At 62.6% G+C, this 17,649-nt stretch carries 14 protein-coding genes; 5 read left to right on the forward strand and 9 right to left on the reverse strand.

Annotated features, from left to right (window positions below; all coding sequences use genetic code 11):
• Positions 1–8: 8 nt before the first annotated feature.
• The 6 genes from G489_RS0112650 to G489_RS0112675 all read right to left on the reverse strand — a co-directional run bounded on the left by G489_RS0112650 (position 9) and on the right by G489_RS0112675 (position 6,253).
• Entirely contained in the window at positions 9–1,103 is a 1,095-nt protein-coding gene (locus tag G489_RS0112650; RefSeq protein ID WP_035872570.1) for an imelysin family protein, read from the reverse strand.
• Entirely contained in the window at positions 1,103–2,623 is a 1,521-nt protein-coding gene (locus G489_RS0112655) for a di-heme oxidoreductase family protein (RefSeq protein WP_051332633.1), read from the reverse strand. Before G489_RS0112655 ends, G489_RS0112650 begins: the two co-directional genes overlap by 1 nt.
• Positions 2,624–2,897: 274 nt before the next feature.
• Positions 2,898–4,199, reverse strand: coding sequence for an imelysin family protein (locus G489_RS0112660; protein ID WP_029041847.1), 1,302 nt, complete (start codon positions 4,197–4,199; stop codon positions 2,898–2,900).
• A 158-nt stretch (positions 4,200–4,357) separates the two neighbouring features.
• Positions 4,358–4,912: a gamma-glutamylcyclotransferase family protein gene (locus tag G489_RS0112665; protein ID WP_029041848.1), complete on the reverse strand. Its 555-nt coding sequence runs from the start codon at positions 4,910–4,912 to the stop codon at positions 4,358–4,360.
• Positions 4,913–4,963: 51 nt separating this feature from the next.
• Entirely contained in the window at positions 4,964–5,683 is a 720-nt protein-coding gene (locus G489_RS0112670) for a L,D-transpeptidase (protein WP_210162607.1), read from the reverse strand.
• A gap of 87 nt (positions 5,684–5,770) precedes the next feature.
• Complete coding sequence (locus G489_RS0112675) at positions 5,771–6,253, reverse strand: DM13 domain-containing protein (RefSeq protein WP_029041850.1); 483 nt, start codon at positions 6,251–6,253, stop codon at positions 5,771–5,773.
• Between the two features lie 189 nt (positions 6,254–6,442).
• Here G489_RS0112675 and G489_RS0112680 point away from each other — a divergent pair, with 189 nt between their 5' ends.
• Positions 6,443–7,309, forward strand: a complete 867-nt coding sequence (locus tag G489_RS0112680) for a cytochrome b/b6 domain-containing protein (RefSeq protein WP_029041851.1) — start codon at positions 6,443–6,445, stop codon at positions 7,307–7,309.
• A complete protein-coding gene (locus G489_RS0112685) occupies positions 7,306–8,097 on the forward strand; it encodes a molybdopterin-dependent oxidoreductase (RefSeq protein WP_029041852.1) in 792 nt (263 codons plus the stop codon). The genes G489_RS0112680 and G489_RS0112685 overlap by 4 nt, the downstream gene beginning before the upstream one ends.
• A 24-nt stretch (positions 8,098–8,121) precedes the next feature.
• Here G489_RS0112685 and G489_RS0112690 read toward each other — a convergent pair whose 3' ends face one another.
• From G489_RS0112690 to puuE, 3 genes are read right to left on the reverse strand one after another with little or no spacing between them, the layout of a single operon-like run.
• Positions 8,122–8,688, reverse strand: a complete 567-nt coding sequence (locus tag G489_RS0112690; protein WP_029041853.1) for a hypothetical protein — start codon at positions 8,686–8,688, stop codon at positions 8,122–8,124.
• Positions 8,685–9,194, reverse strand: coding sequence for an ureidoglycolate lyase (locus G489_RS0112695; RefSeq protein ID WP_029041854.1), 510 nt, complete (start codon positions 9,192–9,194; stop codon positions 8,685–8,687). The genes G489_RS0112690 and G489_RS0112695 overlap by 4 nt, the downstream gene beginning before the upstream one ends.
• Entirely contained in the window at positions 9,191–10,609 is a 1,419-nt protein-coding gene (gene puuE / locus G489_RS0112700) for an allantoinase PuuE (RefSeq protein WP_029041855.1), read from the reverse strand. Before puuE ends, G489_RS0112695 begins: the two co-directional genes overlap by 4 nt.
• A 185-nt stretch (positions 10,610–10,794) precedes the next feature.
• Between puuE and G489_RS0112705 the strand changes: the two genes are divergently transcribed.
• From G489_RS0112705 to G489_RS0112715, 3 genes are all read left to right on the forward strand, one after another.
• Positions 10,795–12,963 (forward strand): malate synthase G, encoded by a 2,169-nt coding sequence (locus G489_RS0112705; protein ID WP_029041856.1) that lies wholly within the window; start codon positions 10,795–10,797, stop codon positions 12,961–12,963.
• Positions 12,964–13,695: 732 nt separating this feature from the next.
• Entirely contained in the window at positions 13,696–16,185 is a 2,490-nt protein-coding gene (locus G489_RS0112710; RefSeq protein ID WP_029041857.1) for a heavy metal translocating P-type ATPase, read from the forward strand.
• Between the two features lie 111 nt (positions 16,186–16,296).
• Positions 16,297–17,631, forward strand: coding sequence for an MFS transporter (locus G489_RS0112715; RefSeq protein WP_029041858.1), 1,335 nt, complete (start codon positions 16,297–16,299; stop codon positions 17,629–17,631).
• Positions 17,632–17,649: the final 18 nt, after the last annotated feature.

Here is a 17,649-nt window from a genome sequence, read left to right on the forward strand (position 1 = left end):
AGTCTCCTCTAGTCTCCATCAAGCGCGGAGAAGCCGACCGACAGGCCCAACTCAGCCGCGATCTGGTTGACCGCAACATTCTGGATCGAGCCGGTCAGGATGATCAGATATTTGAGCCGCGCCAGCGCGTCCGGATCATCGAGCGCGCTCACGGCGTCGGTCTCGATGGAACCGATCGTTTCGAGGAAATTGTTCATCTCGAACACGAACGCCCCGCCGACATACCGGTTTTCGTCTTCCAGAAGGTCCGAAAGGCCCGAGACGATGAACAGCATGCGCAGCCCGGCAACGCTCGACTGCAGCGCCTCGAGGGTCAGCCCGGATCGGTAGTAAAGCGCCTGCCTGGGATTGCTCTCTTCCCCGTCGACACCGATGAAAGGTATCAGCCGCGTATCACGCAGCAATTCAGCGCCGTGGACGAAAACACCGATAATCTCGCGCATGGCCTCTTGCTCGGTGCGATAATCGGCATAGCTGTCTTTGGGGTCGAGCAGGCGCGACCGGATGCCGTCGACCGCGTCCCAGTCGGAAAGGGTTTCGCCCGCCGTGCGCTGGATGGTTGTGGCAATTGCCTCGCCATAGCGGCAACGGAACGCGCCCTCCGCGGTTGCCAGATCTTCGCTGCCGGTTCCGTGCAGCACGAATTCGAGCGCCAGCAATCCCTGCACCGCCACGCTTTTCTGCCTGAGCGTGTCGGGGTCGATTGCGGTCTCGTCCTTGTTGCCGATGATCCCCTGGACCTGCCGCAGGCCAATGCCGCGCCGGTCGGGCCAGAACAGGATGCGCTCGAGCCGGTTGTCCGCCAGGATCGGCCCGAACCTGACCACCTCGATGCGCGACCAGGCCCGGACAAGCGCCTCGAACTGGTGCCGCGCCTGGCCAAGGGCCGCGTCGTCCGGCGCGTCGCAAAGCGCGCCGATCATATGCGCTTGCAGTTCGGCCTCCTGTTCCAGTCGTTCATAGCCAGGCAGAATGAACTGGTTGATTGACGCCCTGAGAATCTCGCGGTGGCTGGCCTCCGCACCGGCGTCCTGTTGCGCCAGGGCTCCGGAGACTAGCGGTAGCGAAATAAGGGCGGCGGCGATCAGGCGGCGAAATCCCATCAAAGACTCTCCAGGAAGGTCAGAACTGCATCACGGTCGGCGGCATCGAGCGCGGCGAAGCCGTCACGGGCGGCCTGCGCCTCGCCCCCATGCCACAGAATTGCTTCGGTCAGCGAGCGGGCGCGCCCGTCATGCAGGAACAAGGTATGCCCTGAAACGGTCTCGGTCAGCCCGATCCCCCAGAGCGGCGGTGTGCGCCATTCATAGCCATTGGCCGTTCCCTCGGGCCGATGGTCGGCCAGCCCCTCGCCCATGTCGTGCAGCAGCATGTCGGTATAGGGCCAGATCAACTGGAACTTGAGCGCATCAATCTCCGCCTCGCGGCTGGTCACATATTTCGGTCGATGGCAGCTTGTGCAACCGAGCCCGTAGAACAGTTCCTTGCCCGCCAGCACCGTCGGATCATCGACATCGCGCCGCGCCGGCACGGCCAGGTTCTGCGAGTAGAACGTCACCAGATCAAGCACCGGATCGGGCGCTTCGGTCTCCCCGAGCCGGGCCTGTTCCCCGGTCTGGGCAGCGAGGCAATCGGGCTGGTTCGCCGTGCAGTCCCCATGCGGCTTGTTTACCAGCGGGGTCGAGATGCCGATATCCCCGGCAAAGGCGCCCGCGGTCTGCGCCCGGACCGACGGCGCGCCGGATTTCCAGCCGAAACGCCCCAGCACAACCTCGCCGGTCTCCGGGTCGCGCACATGCCGCAACCGCCCCGAGATCCCGTCGCTATCCGCATCGTCCGGATCGGCCCAGGCGGCAATATCAGCTTCCGGTACAGCTTCAAGAAGCCCCAGACCGATCATCGGCGGCGCGATCCGGGGCGAGAACATCGCATCGGGATGCAGCTCTCCATAGCCAGGATCGGTGAGCGCATATTCGGGCGCGCGCAGGCTGACGACGGTGCCGTCGTCCAGCGTCACCTCTTGTTCGGTATAGGTGATCTCCATGGTGCCTTCGCCGTGTAGCCCGGGCACCGCAAGGTCCTGGATCTGGGTGCCATAGGTCGGCTCGGCGATCACGTCGGTCTCGAGATTGGCGATCATCGCCTCTTCCTCGGGGGTCGATGGCGGCACCGATACCCTGAGGAACATCGAGGCCGAGCTTTCCTCGATCCCTTCGGGTGGATGCCCGCGTCCATCCTTCAAGTGACAGGACTGGCAGGCCCGCGCATTGAACAGCGGGCCAAGCCCGTCAGAGGCTTGTGTCGAGGACGGCGACGACACCCAGAGCTTGCGGAACAGCGCATTGCCGAGCTTGAACGTCTCTTCCTCGGCAAAGCTGATATTGGCGGAGAAATTGGAAAATGCGTCGCGATTGATCTTTTTCCGCGAGGTCGCGGCCCCGCCCTGCATCGCCTCGAAGGGCTCGGCCTCGGTGAAATCCTCGGCCGGCGCGGTGACCGCTGCGACCCGTGCAAGATCCTCATCGGTCAGATCGGTGCGGACCGGCGCATCGTTTCCGGCAAAGGCGGCCGCAACGAACAGAGCGGCGGTGCCGACGGCAAAAGCGAGTGTTGTACGGATCATCTCGGTCAATTCGTTTGCGCCAGGAAAAGACATCACCGCGCGGGCGTGGCCGGCGCCGAGGCACCACGCCCAAAGGGTCTTTGACAGACGCCCCGGGCGTCGAGCAGACGACGGTCCTGGACATGCATAGGACGGGGCCGTCCCGCCGGGCAATGTCTCGCAAGGCCGCAGGGGCCCCGCGCGGGTTCTGGACGCGGCCGCAGGCCGCGGAATACCCGCCGGCGCGCCATCACTTGGGGGCGCCGGCGGTGTCATCGGGTTCAGGCCTCAAGGCCTACTGGAATACCGCGTTGGGGCTGTCGAGGCTGTCCGACCCCTCGATGCTCACATCACCGAGATCGAGAGCGGTCACCACGCGTTCGATCGACCGGGTCTGATCGACCAACCCGTCAATGACGGCCTGCACCACCTGATGACCGGTCTCATTGCCTTCGGCGATGAGCTGGTCATAAGTCTCACCCGCGGCGCCCTTGGCCGCCATGATGCGCATCCGCGCCATGGTCACGCCAAGCTTGGTGCGCATTTCGCGGTCGAGAGCGGCATCGGTTTCAGCCACATAGTCCGCGAGCGCAGGCCCCTCGAGAGTGGTGCCGTCCATGCGAATATAGCGACCGAGATAGATGTTCTGAATGCCAACGGCATCGAAATAGTGCGAGGCATGGGTGTTGTCCGAGAAGCAGTCATGCTCTTCCTCGGGATCGTGCAGCAACAGCCCCAGCTTCATGCGTTCACCGGCCAGTTCGCCATAGCTCAGCGAGCCCATGCCGGTCAGCATCGCGGTCAGGCCGGTCTTCGGATCGCCGCCGGTCACCGCCAGCCGGGCATCGCCATCGGCGGCCCAGGCATCGACCATTTCGCGAAGGTCCGACACCAGCAACTCACTCGCCGCCTTCAGATAGTCGCGGCGGCGGTCGCAATTCTCGTTGGTGCACTCGGTCAGGCTGTAATCGGTAGCCGGGCGCTCGCCGGCGCCGGGCTCGGTGCCGTTGAGGTCCTGGCCCCACAACAGGAATTCGATGGCGTGATAGCCGGTCGCCACATTCGCTTCCACCTGGTCAGCCTCGTGCAGCACATCCGAAAGCACTTCCGGGGTGATGAGGTCGATCGTCACCTCTTCGCCATTGATGACGAGGTTTGGGTTGGCCACCACATTGGCCGAATACAAGGGGTTGGAGTCGCTTTCGCTGCCATAGCCCGGATCGACATAATCGATCAGGCCCTCATCGAGCGGCCACGCATTCACCCTGCCCTCCCAATCATCGACGATCGGGTTGCCGAAGCGATAGACCTCGGTCTGCTGATAGGGGACGCGCGCAATGATCCAGGCCTCGCGGGCAGCCTCGAGGTTTTCCTCGGTGGTTTCATTGAGCAGCTTCTCGATCGCATCATCAAGATCGAGCGCGGCGATCAGCGAATCCTGATAGGCGGCCAGCGCGATATCGGCATAGTGGGTCACCACCGCAGAGGCGGAAACGCCCGCTTCTTCATCCTGCGCCAGCGCCACGCCGGCAGGACCAGCCAGCGCGGTCAGCAGCGCCAGAGTAGCGCTCAAGCCAGCGCTTTTCATAAGGGTCATTCAGTTCTCCTTCCGGGGTCAAGGTCCGGGGTGTGGTTCGGCGAAGCCCCTTGAAGACGGCTCCGGCCCACCTGACCTACCCATGTCATGATCGAAATTCAATAATAAAATCAATAATTTATAAGCATTCTAAACTGGCACGCGCAACCATCTGTGATTCAAGCGGAAAATCTCGCACGGGATTTTGGCCAATATCCGGCCTCCTCCAGAAGCCGGGCCGCTTCGAGCCGCGAAGGACGATCCGCAACCGGGTCTTCGATCCGGGCAATCGCCTCGAGCATTTCGACGTAGTCAGACGCAATCCCGTGTTCACGGGCGCCTGCGGCAACCAGCCCCCAATACCAGTCATAGGGTGGGATATCGCCGAAAAGATCTTTCTCGTCCGGCAGGTAGGTCATCACGGTGCGCGCGGCCCCGTCCGGCATCATCACGCCAAACGCATCGTGGCGGTGATATTCGACACCGAGATTCTCAAACCGGTCGAGCACCGCCACATCGGCAATGCTGAGATCGAAAAGCACCCCATGCGCCACATGTCCAGCCGCCGGCACGATGCCCGCCTTGCCGGACCCGTCGCTGCAGGTCTTGGAGGCCACCAACCGGTAATCGGGAACCGAGGCGATCCCCACAGGCTGCGCCGAGGCGCAACGCGCCACCAGCCGCCCGGTTAGCATGTTCGAACCATAGGCGAGATAGGTCACGGTCTCGGTCATCGGGGCAGCTGGACTCCTTGAAGGCGTGCGGTCAGGAAGGATGCGGCGGGATCAAACCACAACCACGCGGGTGCCGACAGGGGTGTTGTTGTAAAGGTGAACGATGTCCTGTTGCAAAAGGCGCACGCAGCCCGAGGACACGGCCTTGCCGATCGACCAGACTTCCGAAGTCCCGTGCAGGCGATAAAGCGTATCGCGCCCGCCATCATACAGATAGAGCGCACGTGCACCGAGCGGATTGCGCGGCCCCGGCGGCATGCCATAGCGGTATTCTTCAAGCTCGGGCTGCCGCTCGATCATCGCCGAAGGAGGGGTCCAGGTCGGCCACTCCGCTTTGCGCCCGACACGGGCGCGGCCTGACCAGGCAAAACCCTCGCGGCCGATACCGCAGGCGTAGCGCATGGCCCGCCCGCCCGACTGCACATGATAAAGCCGCCGCTCGCCGGTCCGCACCACGATGGTGCCCGGCGCTTCCCCTGTCGGGTCGGCAACCTCGCGTCGCCACAGGGTCGGCGGAAACCGCAAGGGCGAGATCCCTGCGACCTCGAACCGTTCCTCAGGCATCGGGCCGTACATAGTCAGGAAGGCCGGATCGAGATCGTCCTGCAGCTGATCGAGCCGGGCCGTGAACCCGTTCGGTCCGGTTGCACAGCCTGCCAGTCCCGCGGCTCCGGCCAGCGCCACCCCGCCAGTCAGAAAACGCCGCCGGTTCAACAGTCCGGCAGGGTTTTCCGCCGCTTCATGTCGCGTCTGCTTGGTCTTCAGGCCCATGACGTTGCTCCGCATCTCAATTCACCGGCATATGAACTGCTACCGGTCCCTTGCGTCCAAAACACGGCAGGCCGGCCTCAGGTTCAATCACGCCGGTTCGAGATCGGCGGTCGAGAACAGAACCGAGAATGCCTCACACCAGATGACAACCGAGTTAAAGCGTCCCACATCCGCATCGGCCGGCACAGTGTAGTTCTGGTCCCCATCTGTGCCCTTGAGCGGCCCGAGGGACAAATAGGTCGAGGCCGTGACGTCCGAACTGGATTGAATATTCTCCGCTTCCACCAGCCAGACCTTGAGATCCGGCCCATTGGTGCCCGAGAAATCGGTCATCCTCAGGGTAACCGTCCCATCGGCGCCGCGGAACAGGCTGACATCGCCCGAACCCTTGTGCACCGCGTCGGCATCGCGGAACGCCCCGGACGCCAGGACCGCTGTTTGCGCTTCGGCCGAAAGGCTTTCATTGACCTCGACCCGCGTCCACAGCGGCGAGGCCAGCCACCAGAACACGGCCCCTGCCACAAAGCCGATGGCCCCGGCAACCAGCGCCACTATCACCAGACGTCTCATGATATCCTCCCTGCCCGGGAAAAGGCGTTCCCATTCCCTTGAATGCCCATGCTAGCCGTGTTGGAGCTTAACCGGAACGCCGTTCACTGAATGCTCAGCGACAGTTGATGAGCGGTGAGTGGCGTATGGGCACGGCGAAACTATGCTGGGGCCCGATCCGTAGTTTCGGTGAGGACAAGGAAAATGACCATGGCGACCGAGACGAGCGAAACCGATCCGGCAACCCCCGGTGGCAAGCAACGCAAAAAGGGCCGGTTGATCTACCGACAGAACGCCTGGACGCGTGTTACCCACTGGGTCTGGGCAATCTCGCTGTTCTTCCTGCTGCTCTCGGGCCTGCAGATCTTCAACGCCCATCCAGAGCTCTATATCGGCTCCGAATCCGGCTTCGAATACGAGAACACGGTCTTCTCGGCCCGCGCCCGCGCCGTGGATGGCGAACGCCGGGGCATCACGACAATCCTGGGCCAGGAATTCGATACCACCGGGGTTCTGGGCCTGTCGGGCGCCGACAACCGCGACGTCCGCGGCTTCCCGAGCTGGGCCACCATCCCCTCGAACCGCGACCTCGCCACGGGTCGGGTTGTGCATCTGTTCTTCGCCTGGGTTCTGGTGGGCACGCTGTTCGTCTGGTTCCTCGCCAGTTTTCTCAACCGCCACGCCTGGCGCGATCTCATCCCGCGGGTTCGCGACATCACGGAACTGCCGCGCGATATCGTTCAGCACCTCAAGTTCAAATTTGACCACGGCGGCAGCTACAGCCCGCTGCAGAAATGGGCTTATTTCGGTGTGCTGTTCATCCTGTTTCCGCTGATCGTTCTGACCGGGTTGACCATGTCTCCGGGCATGGACGCCGCCTGGCCCTGGCTCCTCGACATCTTTGGCGGCCGCCAGACCGCCCGCACCATTCACTTCATCACCATGGCACTGCTGGTCCTGTTCTTCATCGTCCACATCGCCATGGTTATCCTCGCCGGCCCGCTCAACGAGATGCGCTCGATGATCACCGGCTGGTACCGCACATCCACCGGCAATCATGAGGGAGAGAGCAAATGAGCAAGCGCCTCATCACCCGCCGCAACTTTCTGCGCGGCAGCGGCATCGTCGCCGCCTCGACCACCCTTGCCGGCTGCGACCAGTTCGACTTCCTTCGCGACCGTGACGGGGCCGCCCGAAACTTTCTCGAAGGCGCCAACTCGCTGACCTATCACGCCCAGCGCCTGCTGCTCGGACGCGATGCGCTCGCCCGCGAATATGCCGAAAGCGAAATCCGCCAGGGCCAGCGGCCCAATGGCTCGCGCAATCCCTCATCAAGCGAATATCGCACCATGGCGAATGGCAATTTCGACAGCTACCGGCTCGAGATCGGCGGCCTGGTCGAGAACCCGGTCAGCTTTTCGCTGAACGAATTGCGCAACATGCCGGCCCGCACCCAGATCACGCGCCACGATTGCGTCGAGGGCTGGAGCTGCATCGCCAAATGGTCCGGCCCCCAGCTCGGCCCCGTGCTCGATCAGGCCGGGGTGAAGCCGGAAGCGAAATATGTCGTCTTCCGCTGCTATGACTCGCTCGGCAATTCGCTGTCGGGGCCCAATTTCTACTATGAGAGCTGCGACCTGATCGACGCGCGCCACCCCCAGACCATACTGGCCCACACGCTTAACGATAATCCTCTTCCCGTCGCCAATGGCGCGCCCCTGCGGGTCCGCATCGAGCGCCAGCTCGGCTACAAAATGGCCAAATATATCCGCCGCATCGAACTCGTTTCGGACTTCTCCGATATCGAGGGCGGACATGGCGGTTATTGGGAAGACCGCGGCTATGAATGGTTTGCGGGTATCTAGACCGGCGTCGACCTCAAGGCGCGCCTACGATTTCGGACCCGCGAACCGGTCTTCGAAACAAATGAGGGTTTGCGGGTTTTCTGCGCAGGTCTGCGGCGGGATCAGCGAGAACGACAGCCGCTCGACCATCGCTTCGAACTCCGGCTTCCGCGCGGTCGGGAAGGTGATCTCGAACACCGAATAAGCGGACCGGTCCGCATTCATCTCGGCCCTGAGATAAAAGATCGTATCCTCGGGATAGGCGAGATCGCTGGTCGTAAAGCCCGACAGCGCCAGCCAGTCGTCCCTGAGCGCCGTATAGGTGATCCGCCGCGCCCGCCCGTCGCCGAGAATTTCGACCAGCGCTTGGGTGATCGAATAATCCTCGAAGTTCTCCCGGCCATAGGCACGGATGGCGGCCTCTCCATCCTTTTCTTCGAGCGCCACCCAGTCGATGCCCGAGGAATTTTCAAGCGCCGTGAACTGCCCGATCGGCAGTTCGAGCGAATAGCCGAGCCGGCCATTGGTGTAACCGACCCAGTCTGCATCGTCCTGCGCCAGCGCCTGCCCAAGACCGGAAACCACCAGCGCAGCGGCCAAAATCATTCTCATGACGCTTTCCCCTCCGGCGCCTCGATCACATAGGGATCATCAAAATGGTATTCCTCGAGATTGTCGCCCGGCCCACCGCGATCCGCGATCAAAAAGTCGCTTGGCGCATCGAGGGCCGTCAGCACCCCGTGCCAGACATTGCGCTTGAGATTGACCCCCTGATGCGGCGCGGTGAGAAAAGCCCGCGGCCGCCCCGGCACTCCGCCCTCATCGGGGCAAACGATCACCAGGAACTCTCGGTCACTGAGCGGCATGAAGGCCTGCGACCCGAGCGGATGGCGCTCGACCATTTTGAGCGTGAGCGGCAGCGTATAGGGCTGCCCGCGAAAGATAGACAGGATCGGCTTGCCGCCCTGCCCCGCAATCTCGATCTCTCCCAGCGCGTGAATGCGTTCGGTCATACCGGCATTGATCGTGAAACGCTCGTCGCCATCGGTGTCGAGCACTTGCCCGAAAGGCGCAAACGCCGTCCGCGCCAGCGGTTCGATGGTGACGTGGCGGCTCATGCCGGCAACATGTCCGACAGACGAAACAGCGCGATCCGCTCAACCTGGCGGCAGGCGGTGATGAACTCGGTCGCCCGGTCGTTGTTGAGCCGGGCTTCAAAGGCCGCAAGGATATCCGCCTTGTCGAGCCCCTTGACCGCGATGATGAAGGGAAAGCCGAACTTTTCCATATAGCGCGTGTTGAGATCGGTGAACCGCGCCCGTTCGGCATCGGTCAGCGCATCGAGCCCGGCCCCGGCCTGCTCGGAGGCGGATTCTGCCGTGAGCTGCTTGGCTGCCGCCAACTTGCCCGCAAGGTCGGGATGCGCCCGCAACACCCCGAGCCGTTCATCCTCGCTCGAAAGGCGAAAGACAGCGCAAAGCGCCCCGTGCAAACCAATGGCGGTGTTGTTGGCCGGACCCAGCTCACCGTCATAGGCGCGCTCGGCGATCCAGGGGGAGTGTTCAAATACCGAACCGAACTGCTCGACGAACTGCGCCCGGTGCATGACGGTCGGCATCAGTGCCGGCGCCTCATAGGGGTGCGTCCGCGTCCAGTGTTCGGCAATGTCGATCCGCCGCGCGAACCAGACCTTCGAATGCCCTGCCGCATAATCGAGGAAGCGTTTGACCGCCGCCGCCCGTCCCGGCCGGCCCGCCAGCCGGCAATGCAGACCGACGCTCATCATCTTCGGGGCGCCATCGAGCCCCTCGGCATAAAGCGTGTCGAACGTGTCCTTGAGATAGGTGAAGAACTGGTCGCCCGAATTGAACCCCTGCGGGGTCGCAAACCGCATGTCGTTGGCATCGAGCGTATAGGGCACGACGAGCTGGGCGCGGCCATCATGCTCATGCCAATAGGGCAGATCATCGGCATAGCTGTCCGCCACATAGGCAAAGCCGCCTTCCTCGGTGACAAGATCGAGCGTATTTTCGGTGCAGCGCCCGAGATAAAAGCCGCGCGGCCGCGTACCCGTTGCCGCGACATGCAGCCGGATCGCCTCCTTGAGATCCGCGCGCTCCTCTTTGACGGACTTGTCCTTGTATTCAACCCATTTGAGCCCGTGGCTGGCGATCTCCCAGCCCGCAAGCCGCATCGCGCGCACCTGGGCCGGCGACCGCATCAGCGCACTTGCCACACCATAAACGGTGATCGGGGTGTTGGCCGCGGTGAACAGGCGATAAAGCCGCCAGAACCCCGCCCGCGCGCCATATTCATAAATCGATTCCATGTTCCAGTGGCGCTGCCCTTCCCAGGGCTGGGCGCCCACGATCTCGGACAGAAAGGCTTCGGAGGCGGCATCTCCGTGCAGGATATTGTTTTCCCCGCCTTCCTCGTAATTGACCACGAACTGGACCGCGATGGCCGCGCCACCGGGCCATTTCGGATCGGGCGGGTTCTCGCCATAACCATGAAGATCGCGCGGATATCGCATCAATCGGGGACCTCTGAGCTCGCAACTGCATATATCTTTACGGGAATTTCCGGGTGCGGCAAGCCGCACAGGGACTGGACAATGCCGTCGGCGGTGACGAAAAATCGCATGACGAAACGCTTGCCTTTGGCAAAGATAACAGGCAGGGACAGGGTCGGCGGGACATCGATGGTTGGGAGGATGGAATGACACACACCACCACTCGCGCCGGATTGTCCGTTGACGCCGGTCTCGCTGAATTCATTGAAAACGAAGCGCTTCCCGGCCTGCCGGTGACCCGGGACACGTTCTGGGACGGCTTTGCCGATTTGATCGGCCAGTTCGCGGCCCGCAATGACGAGCTTCTCGCTTTCCGCGACACGCTGCAAACGCAGATCGATGACTGGCACCGTACCAACGGCCCGGTCGCCAGCGATCCGGCGGGCTATCAGGTCTTTCTGCGCGAGATTGGCTATCTCGTTGAGGAACCGGCTGATTTCGAGATCGAAACCGCCGACCTCGACCCCGAAATCGCCAGTATCTGCGGCCCGCAGCTCGTCGTGCCGGTCTCCAATCCGCGCTATGCGCTCAACGCAGCCAATGCCCGCTGGGGCAGCCTCTACGATGCCTATTACGGCACCGATGTGATCCCGCATGAGGGAACTCTGGCGCCCGGCAGGGAATACAACCCCAAGCGCGGCGAGGCGGTGTTCGCCAAGGCCGCCGAATTCCTCGACATGGCCTTTCCCCTCGATGGCGCCAGCCATGCCGATGTCACCGCCTATGAGATGGCCGACGGATCGGAGGGCAAGACCCTGACCGCCCGGATCGGCGATCGCCGCGCCGCCTTTGCCGATCCCGAGGCTTTTGCCGGCTATGCCGAGCGTGGCGAGGCGGAGGTCTTTCTGCTCGCCCATCGCGGCCTGCATGCCGAACTGGTCATCGACCGCGACCATGCCATCGGCAAGACCCACAAGGCAGGCCTTGCCGACATCGTCGTCGAAAGCGCGATGACCACCATTCAGGACTGCGAGGATTCGGTCGCCGCGGTCGATGCCGAGGACAAGATCGGCGTCTATCGCAATTGGCTCGGCCTGATGAAAGGCAGCCTTGAGGACCGGTTCGAGAAGAACGGCCGCGAGGTCCACCGCACCCTTCATCCCGATCGATATTACGTTGCCCCGGGCGGCGAGGAAGTCACCCTCAAGGGCCGGGCGCTCCTTTTGGTGCGCAATGTCGGGCATTTGATGAAAACCGATGCCGTTCTCGATCACAATGGCAATCCGATTGGCGAAGGCCTGCTCGATGCCGCGGTCACCGTGCTTTGCGCCATGCAGGACCGGCTGACCGGCGCCAATTCGCACACCGGCGCCATCTATGTCGTCAAACCCAAGATGCACGGGCCCGAGGAAGTGCGCTTCGCCTGCGAGGTCTTCGCCATGGTCGAAGACATTCTCTCCCTGCCGCGCCACACGGTGAAGATCGGCATCATGGACGAGGAGCGCCGAACCTCGGCCAATCTCAAGGCCGCGATCCATGCGGCCCGCCACCGTGTCTTCTTCATCAATACCGGTTTTCTCGACCGCACAGGCGACGAGATCCACACCGCCATGCAGGCGGGACCGGCGCCGCGCAAGGACCGCATCAAATCCGAGGACTGGATCAAGGCCTATGAGGACCGCAATGTCCTGATCGGCATTGCCTGCGGTCTGTCCGGCAAGGCCCAGATCGGCAAGGGCATGTGGCCCAAGCCGGACGAGATGGCCGAAATGCTGGCGACCAAGGCCACCCATCCCGATCAGGGTGCCAATTGCGCCTGGGTTCCCTCGCCCACCGCCGCGACTCTGCACGCGCTGCATTATCACGAAGTCGATGTGTTCGCGGCCCAAAAGCGCCGCCACAACGAAGAGCTGCCGGGACTCGACGCGCTGTTCTCGATGCCGGTGATCGACCCGGCTTCCCTGTCGAAGGATGAGATCGCCCGCGAGCTCGAAAACAACGCCCAGGGCATTCTCGGCTATGTCGTGCGCTGGATCGACCAGGGTGTTGGCTGTTCCAAGGTGCCCGACATCAATGATGTGGGGCTGATGGAAGACCGCGCGACCTTGCGCATCTCCTCCCAGCACATCGCCAACTGGCTCGCCCATGGCGTCGTCACGCCTGAGGAGGTCGATGCCTGTCTCGAGCGCATGGCAGCGGTGGTCGACAAGCAGAATGAGGGCGACCCCTTCTACCGGCCCATGGCCGGACACTTCGACACCTCGATCGCCTATCAGGCGGCCCGGCGGCTGGTCTTTGAGGGCGCCGAGCAACCCTCCGGCTACACCGAACCGCTCCTCCACGCCATGCGCCGCGAGGCCAAAGCGGCGGGGTAGGGCGCGCTGACTGGTCGGTAATCTTGACAAGACCTCCTGCCGAAATTGGGTTGTGAAGTGGGTTTATTTCTTCAAAATGAAGCAGACCCACCCCTCCCATGCTATTTCGGATGGCCCAGATGACCATATTCGAAGGTAAATTCTGGAAAATGTGGTTTTGGGGTCCGCGCAAACAATTCCATCTATCGAAATACCTTCATTTGCACCTCTATATCATCAATGGAAAGAGAACATATACAATAACATACAAATATCCTGGAAACCATCAGGAGTGTGAGATAAGCACAGATTCCATCAGACTAATGAAAGAAATAGTTTCATGCGAATCTTATTGCAATTTGATTAATGATAAATCACTATCAAAAATTTCCATCAAGCCATCTTTAATACAGAAATTATTGTTATTTAGAATAAATCTAATCATTTCATTTTCTATTCAAGACGACATAAAATTAATAGTAGGTGGGGAAAAAGAGAAAATTGAATTCTATTTATCTGTTCGATTTCCCGATTCTAACTGTATTATTAATATATCCAAGAAAGAAATTCTTGATATGGAAAGAATTATTCAATACGGGCATTTTGACCCGGATCAGAAAGGGGAGAATACCCACCCATAAGCTCTGGATATACCGTCTATCAGTCGGTCTGCAATTCGGTCCTGCGCGCCCTTGACCTTCCATTGACTGGAAGGTTGATACTGCGTTTCAATCACAGATTGAGGCAGCAAAAATGGCCGATCACTCCACCCATTCCCATCACGACCTCGCCCATCATCACGGCGATGCAACGCCTGTCACCCGCGATCCCGTCTGCGGGATGACGGTTGACCCCAATGCCGGCAAGCCGACCGCCGAGCATGAGGGACACACCTATCACTTCTGCCATGACGGCTGCCGCGACAAGTTTCAGGCCGACCCCGAGAAATACCTGACCGCCAAGGACCCGGTCTGTGGCATGAGTGTCGACCGCGCCACTGCCCGGCACATGCTCAAGCATGAAGGCGAGCGCTTCTATTTCTGCTCCAAGGGGTGCCACGACAAGTTCGAGGCCGACCCGGAGAAATATCTCGGCGACCGGCCGGCCCCCGAACCCATGCCGGCAGGCACCCAATATACCTGCCCGATGCATCCCGAAATCGTCGAGGACAAGCCTGGCGACTGCCCGAAATGCGGCATGGCACTCGAACCCATGGGCGTGCCCACGGGCGATGAAGGCCCGAACCCCGAACTGATCGACTTCACCCGCCGGTTCTGGGTCTCGACCGTGTTGGCAGTGCCGGTTCTGATCATCGCCATGGCGCCAATGGTGGGGTTGCCGCTCAGGCAGTGGATCGGCGAAACCACCGCCACCTGGCTCGAACTCATCCTCGCCACGCCGGTGGTCGTTTGGGCCGCCCTGCCCTTCTTCAAGCGCGGCTGGTCCTCGATCGTCAACAAGAGTCCCAATATGTGGACCCTGATCGGGCTGGGGGTCGGCGCCGCCTACACCTATTCGGTGGTCGCCACCCTCGCGCCGGGCCTGTTCCCGCCCGCCTTCCGCACCCATGGCGGGCAGGTCGCGGTCTATTTCGAGGCTGCTGCCGTGATCGTGGCGCTCGTGTTCCTCGGCCAGGTGCTCGAATTGCGCGCTCGCGAGCGCACCGGCAGCGCCATACGCGCCTTGCTCGACCTCGCGCCAAAGACCGCCCGCCGCATCGATAAAAACGGTGATGAGGCCGATGTGCCGCTCGACGATGTGAAGTCCGGGGACCGGCTGCGCATCCGCCCCGGCGAATCCGTGCCCGTCGATGGCGTTGTGGCCTCCGGCCGCTCTTCGATCGATGAATCGATGATCACCGGCGAACCGGTGCCGGTTGAAAAGACCGAGGGCGACACCGTCACCGGCGGCACGCTCAACAAGTCCGGCACCCTCGTCATGACTGCTGAAAAGGTCGGGTCTGAAACCGTCCTCTCCCGTATCGTCGAGATGGTTGCCAGCGCCCAGCGCTCGCGCGCACCGATCCAGTCCCTCGCCGACCGGGTCTCGGGCATCTTCGTGCCCACGGTCGTTGCCGTCGCCATCATCGCCTTCATCATCTGGGCGATCTTCGGCCCCGAGCCCTCCATGGTCTATGCAATCGTCGCAGCGGTTTCGGTGCTGATCATCGCCTGCCCCTGTGCGCTCGGCCTTGCGACCCCGATGTCGATCATGACCGCCACCGGGCGCGGCGCCAATGCGGGCGTTCTGATCCGTGATGCCGAGGCGCTCGAACGCTTCGCCCGCGTCGATACCCTGATCGTCGACAAGACCGGCACCGTCACCGAGGGCAAACCGCAACTGACCGATGTCGTGCCCGCTGACGGTGTCGACGAAGGTGAACTGCTCGCCCTCGCCGCGAGCCTTGAGAAAGGGTCCGAACACCCTCTCGCCGAAGCCATCGTCAACGGGGCGAAAGACCGGGGCGCGGCGCTTTCCGACGCCGGCGATTTCGAAGCCGCCACCGGCATCGGCGTCAAGGGCGAGGTCGATGGAAAGAGGGTCGCCCTCGGCAATGTGGCGATGATGCGTGAAGTCGGCGCGGACCCCGACAGCCTTTCGGCCGAAGCCACCCGGCTGCAGGAAGCGGGCAAGACGGCAATGTATGTCGCTGTCGATGGTAAGCTGGCCGGGCTGATCGCGGTCGCCGACCCGATCAAACAAACCGCCGGCAAGGCCATCGCCGATCTCCATGCCGAGGGTCTGCGGATCATCATGGCAACCGGTGACAATGAACGCACCGCCCGCGCCGTTGCTAAAGAGCTTGGCATCGATGAAGTCCATGCCGATGTGCGCCCCGAGGACAAGCAGGACCTCGTCAATCGCCTCAAATCGGAAGGCCGCTCTGTCGCCATGGCAGGAGACGGCATCAATGATGCCCCGGCGCTGGCCGCCGCCGATGTCGGCATTGCCATGGGCACCGGTGCCGATGTGGCCATGGAAAGCGCGGGACTGACGCTGGTCAAAGGCGATCTGGCCGGCATCGTCCGCGCCCGCAAACTGGCCCGCGCCACTCTGCGCAATATCAAGCAGAACCTCATCTTCGCCTTTGGCTACAACACCATCGGCGTCCCGGTCGCCGCGGGCATTCTGTTCCCGGTCTTCGGCTGGCTGCTCTCCCCCATGATCGCGGCTGCGGCGATGAGCCTCTCCTCGGTCTCGGTGATCTCCAACGCGCTGAGGCTGAGAACCATCAAGCTCTGACCCCGAGGAATAGGGTCAGCACAAATTGGGCGGGCGGCACCCCATGACGGCGCCGCCCGCTCATGTCAGGATCATCTGATCGGAAAAAGCGTCTCAAGAGGATAGTCCGTCTTGCTTTCTGTGCTCGCCCACCCCGCCTATCGGCGCCTTTTCTCGGCCCAGATTGTTGCCCTGCTGGGCACAGGGCTTTTGACCATCGCGCTCGGACTCCTGGCCTTCGATCTGGCGGGAAACGCGGCCGGCACCGTGCTGGGCACCGCCTTTGCCATCAAGATGATCGCCTATGTGGGCCTGGCGCCGCTGGCCCAGGCACTGGCCGCCAGACTGCCCCGCAAAGCGGTGCTGATCGCAGCCGATCTGGTGCGGGCGGGGGTCGCCCTATCATTGCCCTTCATTGATGCCATCTGGCAGATCTATCTCCTGATCTTCGTGCTGCAGGCGGCCTCGGCCACCTTTACGCCCGCATTCCAGGCGGTGATCCCCGATATCCTGGCCGATGAACGCGACTATACCCGCGCGCTTTCCCTGTCCCGCCTCGCCTATGATCTCGAAAACATTCTGAGCCCCGCCATCGCCGGGGTCCTCTTGCTGTTCATCGCCTATTCCGGCTTGTTCGTTGGCACCACAATCGGCTTTCTGGCGTCGGCGCTTCTGGTGCTGACGACGCCGCTGCCGCCACGCAGCCAGGCAGAAAGACAACGCCCGTTCCGCGAACGGCTGACCCGGGGCATCCGCATCTATCTGGCCACCCCGCGCCTGCGCGGCCTGCTGGCCCTCAATATGGCAGCAGCCGCCGCCGGGGCCTTCGTGCTGGTCAACTCGGTGGTCATGGTGCGCGGGCAATACGGTCTCGACGATGCCGGACTGGCCGTCGCCATGGGCGCGTTCGGCGCCGGGTCGATGGCCACCGCCCTCCTGTTGCCGCGCCTGCTCGACAGGCTCGACGATCGTCCCGTCATGATCGCCGCCGGTCTGGCCCTCGGCGGACTGACCCTCGCCCATGGCCTCTATCTCGCGACCAGCGGTTTGCTCGCCTGGGGCGGGTTTCTCGTGGCCTGGGCCCTTTCGGGGGCGCTCTATTCGGCGGTGCTTACCCCGTCAGGACGCCTGTTGCGCCTCTCCGCCCACGCCGAAGATCGCCCGTCCCTGTTCGCGGCGCAGTTCGCCCTGTCCCATGCCTGCTGGCTGGTCACCTACCCCATCGCCGGCTGGCTGGGCGCGGCGGCAGGCCTGCCCTTCACCATGGCCGTGCTGGGTGTGATCGCTTTGGCTTCCGCGGCTGCGGCCATCCGCATCTGGCCGCAAGGCGACAGAGATCCGCTGGCGCACAGCCATGACGATCTGCCGCCCGGTCACCCGCATCTTGAAGCCCATGGCGGCAGGCGCCGGCACGCGCATGTGTTCGTGATCGACGATGAACACCACGCCTGGCCGACCCAGGGCTGATCTGTCGAGGGGATGACG

Source organism: Cucumibacter marinus DSM 18995 (assembly GCF_000429865.1).
Taxonomy (GTDB): Bacteria; Pseudomonadota; Alphaproteobacteria; order Rhizobiales; family Devosiaceae; genus Cucumibacter; species Cucumibacter marinus.

Bases quoted from the DNA above. Each gene is read 5' to 3' on its own strand.
- G489_RS0112650 (WP_035872570.1), bottom strand. From the start codon at position 1,103: ATGGGATTTCGCCGCCTGATCGCCGCCGCCCTTATTTCGCTACCGCTA.
- G489_RS0112655 (WP_051332633.1), bottom strand. From the start codon at position 2,623: ATGATCCGTACAACACTCGCTTTTGCCGTCGGCACCGCCGCTCTGTTC.
- G489_RS0112660 (WP_029041847.1), bottom strand. From the start codon at position 4,199: ATGACCCTTATGAAAAGCGCTGGCTTGAGCGCTACTCTGGCGCTGCTG.
- G489_RS0112665 (WP_029041848.1), bottom strand. From the start codon at position 4,912: ATGACCGAGACCGTGACCTATCTCGCCTATGGTTCGAACATGCTAACC.
- G489_RS0112670 (WP_210162607.1), bottom strand. From the start codon at position 5,683: ATGGGCCTGAAGACCAAGCAGACGCGACATGAAGCGGCGGAAAACCCT.
- G489_RS0112675 (WP_029041850.1), bottom strand. From the start codon at position 6,253: ATGAGACGTCTGGTGATAGTGGCGCTGGTTGCCGGGGCCATCGGCTTT.
- G489_RS0112680 (WP_029041851.1), top strand. From the start codon at position 6,443: ATGGCGACCGAGACGAGCGAAACCGATCCGGCAACCCCCGGTGGCAAG.
- G489_RS0112685 (WP_029041852.1), top strand. From the start codon at position 7,306: ATGAGCAAGCGCCTCATCACCCGCCGCAACTTTCTGCGCGGCAGCGGC.
- G489_RS0112690 (WP_029041853.1), bottom strand. From the start codon at position 8,688: ATGAGAATGATTTTGGCCGCTGCGCTGGTGGTTTCCGGTCTTGGGCAG.
- G489_RS0112695 (WP_029041854.1), bottom strand. From the start codon at position 9,194: ATGAGCCGCCACGTCACCATCGAACCGCTGGCGCGGACGGCGTTTGCG.
- puuE (WP_029041855.1), bottom strand. From the start codon at position 10,609: ATGCGATATCCGCGCGATCTTCATGGTTATGGCGAGAACCCGCCCGAT.
- G489_RS0112705 (WP_029041856.1), top strand. From the start codon at position 10,795: ATGACACACACCACCACTCGCGCCGGATTGTCCGTTGACGCCGGTCTC.
- G489_RS0112710 (WP_029041857.1), top strand. From the start codon at position 13,696: ATGGCCGATCACTCCACCCATTCCCATCACGACCTCGCCCATCATCAC.